Source organism: Pseudoalteromonas sp. AWM4_233 (assembly GCF_056158285.1).
This window is the reverse complement of the sequence record NZ_JBSWSZ010000066.1, coordinates 1-2,598: the sequence shown is the minus strand read 5'-3', so window position 1 is coordinate 2,598 and position 2,598 is coordinate 1. Positions and strand designations below refer to the sequence as shown.

General features: G+C 41.9%; 4 protein-coding genes and 1 pseudogene. 1 reads left to right on the top strand and 4 read right to left on the bottom strand.

Annotated features, from left to right (window positions below):
- Positions 1 to 222 precede the first annotated feature (222 nt).
- Positions 223 to 870, top strand: a pseudogene (locus tag ACXAC4_RS20050) (LysR family transcriptional regulator); the annotation flags it as partial.
- 48 nt (positions 871 to 918) lie between these two features.
- Here ACXAC4_RS20050 and trmD read toward each other — a convergent pair.
- The 4 genes from trmD to ACXAC4_RS20030 all read right to left on the bottom strand — a co-directional run bounded on the left by trmD (position 919) and on the right by ACXAC4_RS20030 (position 2,587).
- Positions 919 to 1,485, bottom strand: coding sequence for a tRNA (guanosine(37)-N1)-methyltransferase TrmD (gene trmD / locus ACXAC4_RS20045; protein WP_475164950.1), 567 nt, complete (start codon positions 1,483 to 1,485; stop codon positions 919 to 921).
- On the bottom strand, positions 1,485 to 2,000 hold the full coding sequence (gene rimM / locus ACXAC4_RS20040) for a ribosome maturation factor RimM (protein WP_474962625.1): 516 nt from the start codon (positions 1,998 to 2,000) through the stop codon (positions 1,485 to 1,487). Before rimM ends, trmD begins: the two co-directional genes overlap by 1 nt.
- Before the next feature lie 8 nt (positions 2,001 to 2,008).
- Positions 2,009 to 2,395 carry a YlqD family protein gene (locus ACXAC4_RS20035; protein ID WP_474962624.1) on the bottom strand — a complete coding sequence of 129 codons (387 nt, stop codon included), beginning with the start codon at positions 2,393 to 2,395 and terminating at the stop codon, positions 2,009 to 2,011.
- A 93-nt stretch (positions 2,396 to 2,488) separates the two neighbouring features.
- The gene (locus tag ACXAC4_RS20030) at positions 2,489 to 2,587 is read right to left on the bottom strand and encodes a KH domain-containing protein (RefSeq protein WP_475164952.1); all 99 of its coding nucleotides are present in this window, start codon (positions 2,585 to 2,587) and stop codon (positions 2,489 to 2,491) included.
- Between the last annotated feature and the right edge of the window lie 11 nt (positions 2,588 to 2,598).

Below are 2,598 nucleotides of genomic sequence, written 5' to 3'. Positions count from 1 at the left end.
AAGGTTAACGACGGTTAGATTCACCTCTTACACAGCACCTCCCCAAACTCGTTGATTTATTTATAAATAACCTAGATGAGTTTATTTTTATTAGAGATAGCTATCCAGACTAGCTGTTTGTAATTTTAATGTAAAAAAGTATTTCACCCTTATTGCATTTTGTATTACTATTGGGTAAATACACAGTTCTAAAAGAACCGTTGAAATTAAAAGGAATTTCAAATGAGATTTGAACAACTTGAGCAATTTGTTGCTCTAGGCAATTTAAGACATTTTCGCCAAGCCGCTGAACAGACGAATATAAGTACTTCAGCCCTCACCCGTAGCATCCAAACTCTTGAAGATGAGATTGGTTGTGAGTTAGTAAAACGTTCTACACGCTCTGTTCGTCTTACTGAACAAGGTGAGCTTTTCCTCACGTACTGTAAAGCAACTTTAAACGAGCTTGAAAATGCCAAAAAGAATATAAAACAGAGTTTATTTGGTAATGATCAAGATAAACTGGTTATTGGTTATACACAACAAATGAGCAGTGTTGTGCCTGTTGTTTGTGGGCAATTTTTAGCACACCATCCAAGCGTTAAAGTAGAAATGCAAATGCTCGACGAAACCGAGCTAACGAACAAGCTTCAGCTTGGAGAAATCGATATCAGTGTATGTATGCACTCCTCTGAATTAGCAAGCTCAGATATCTATATTCCTGATCAACTCATCATGTTCGTTGCGAAAAACCACCCTCTGCTTCAGAAAGACTCAGTCACTAGACAAGATCTGATGAGTTACCCTATGTTTGGCTGCCTTTCTCAGTCAAGGCAAGTACAGCACATGGTCAACGAAACAGCTGATAGCTTTAATAAAGTGACGTCGATGTTCTTGTTTGGTTACTTCGTTCAGTTACGTATTGCTAAGGTTAACTACTTACGAAGCTGAGGGACTGCCAGCACCTCGCGGATGTTCAAGTAAGCCGCTTGAGAATGAGTCCATAGGAGCCGACTGCTCATTTCCTAGAACCCCAGGAAGCAGGCGGACAACAGAATCGATGACGACCATTGCTCCTAGTTCTCCTCCTGTAAGGACATAATCACCGATGGAAATTTCGTCAGTGACCAATTCTTGCCGGATACGCTCATCGTACCCTTCGTAATGTCCGCAAATGAAGACAAGGTGATCTTCTTTGGCTAGTTCCTCCGCTTTTTTCTGGGAGTATGGTTCTCCTTGCGGGCACAGAAGGACGACACGCGGTGGTGTTTCCGCTGAATCTTCTATGGACTGAATGCTATCAAATATGGGTTGTGGGGATAGAACAAGTCCCGCACCTCCCCCGTATGGGTAGTCATCCACTTTGTTGTGTTTGTTTTCTGTGTAATCACGAAAATTGACATACTGATAGGAAAAGGCGTTTTGTTCCTGAGCACGCTTCATGATCGAATTCTGCAGGACACCATCAAACATTTCTGGAAAAAGTGTCAAAATATCGATGTGCATTAGTCTAGCAGCCCCTCTATTGGATCGATGATGATTTTCTTCTGCTTCGTATCCACTTCTTTAACGACAGGTTCGATGTACGGAATGAGAACATCCGGCTGCTTCTTCCGCTTCACAACCCAAACGTCATTCGCACCAGGGGTAAGAATTTCTTTCACTTCACCTAATTCTTCACCTGACTCTAAAAATACGGTACATCCAATGATTTCATAAAAATAAAATTCATGTTCATCAAGTTCTTCCTGATCGTCTTCTGATACCATCAGCTTTCCATTCTTGTATCCTTCGACATCATTAATCGAAGAGTGATCCTCGAAGCTTACAAGGTCGAAACCTTTGTGAACCCGGTGTGTACTAACTACCAATGGTTTCGGATCGTTTTTATCACTTACCCAATACAAAAGCTGGCCTGGTTCGAATCGCTCATCAAAATCAGTGACACGATGAACTTTCACTTCTCCTTTGATGCCATGTGTGTTGATAATCTTACCGACATTGAATAACTGTTTTTCCATGAGTGCTATTACCTCGCTCGTATGACTTTTCCGTCTTTCACGACGATTTGGCGATCCTGTATGACCTCTTCCCACTGATCGCCTTCTTCAACTTCAATCAGCGCTTCTACTTCGTCTGTCTCCAATTCACTTCCATCAGGCAGGATATCCAATTGCTTGCGCTGGTATTCCAACCACTTCAGTTGATCTTTCCTACGTCCAATTTCCTTTGAAAACCGTCGCTCTACTTCCTGTCTGGAAACACCAGGCTTGCGTTCTAATTTTTTTTGTTCAAATGAAAGCTGTCTGCATTCCCGGTCTAGACGTTGATATCGTTCGTCGAACTTTTCCTTGATTTGTGCACGACTGACTTCTGTTAATATTTGTTTAACAGGCACTGTTCGGATGATCTGCATCTTTTCGCCCGCCCCTCTGCATCATTCCATGTGAATAGTAAAAAAGGGAAAAGGTTTCCCTTCTCCCTTCTCACACCAATAAAATTAGTTCTCTTACATGATATCCAAATAGATTCGTTTTTCAGAATCTGATCCTGCCGCATAAACGACAGTCCGAATCGCTTTCGCAATCCGCCCGTTCTTACCAATCACTTTCCCAACAT

Excerpts from the sequence above, each read along its gene's own strand:
- trmD (WP_475164950.1), bottom strand. The coding sequence starts at position 1,485 with ATGCACATCGATATTTTGACACTTTTTCCAGAAATGTTTGATGGTGTC.
- rimM (WP_474962625.1), bottom strand. The coding sequence starts at position 2,000 with ATGGAAAAACAGTTATTCAATGTCGGTAAGATTATCAACACACATGGC.
- ACXAC4_RS20035 (WP_474962624.1), bottom strand. The coding sequence starts at position 2,395 with ATGCAGATCATCCGAACAGTGCCTGTTAAACAAATATTAACAGAAGTC.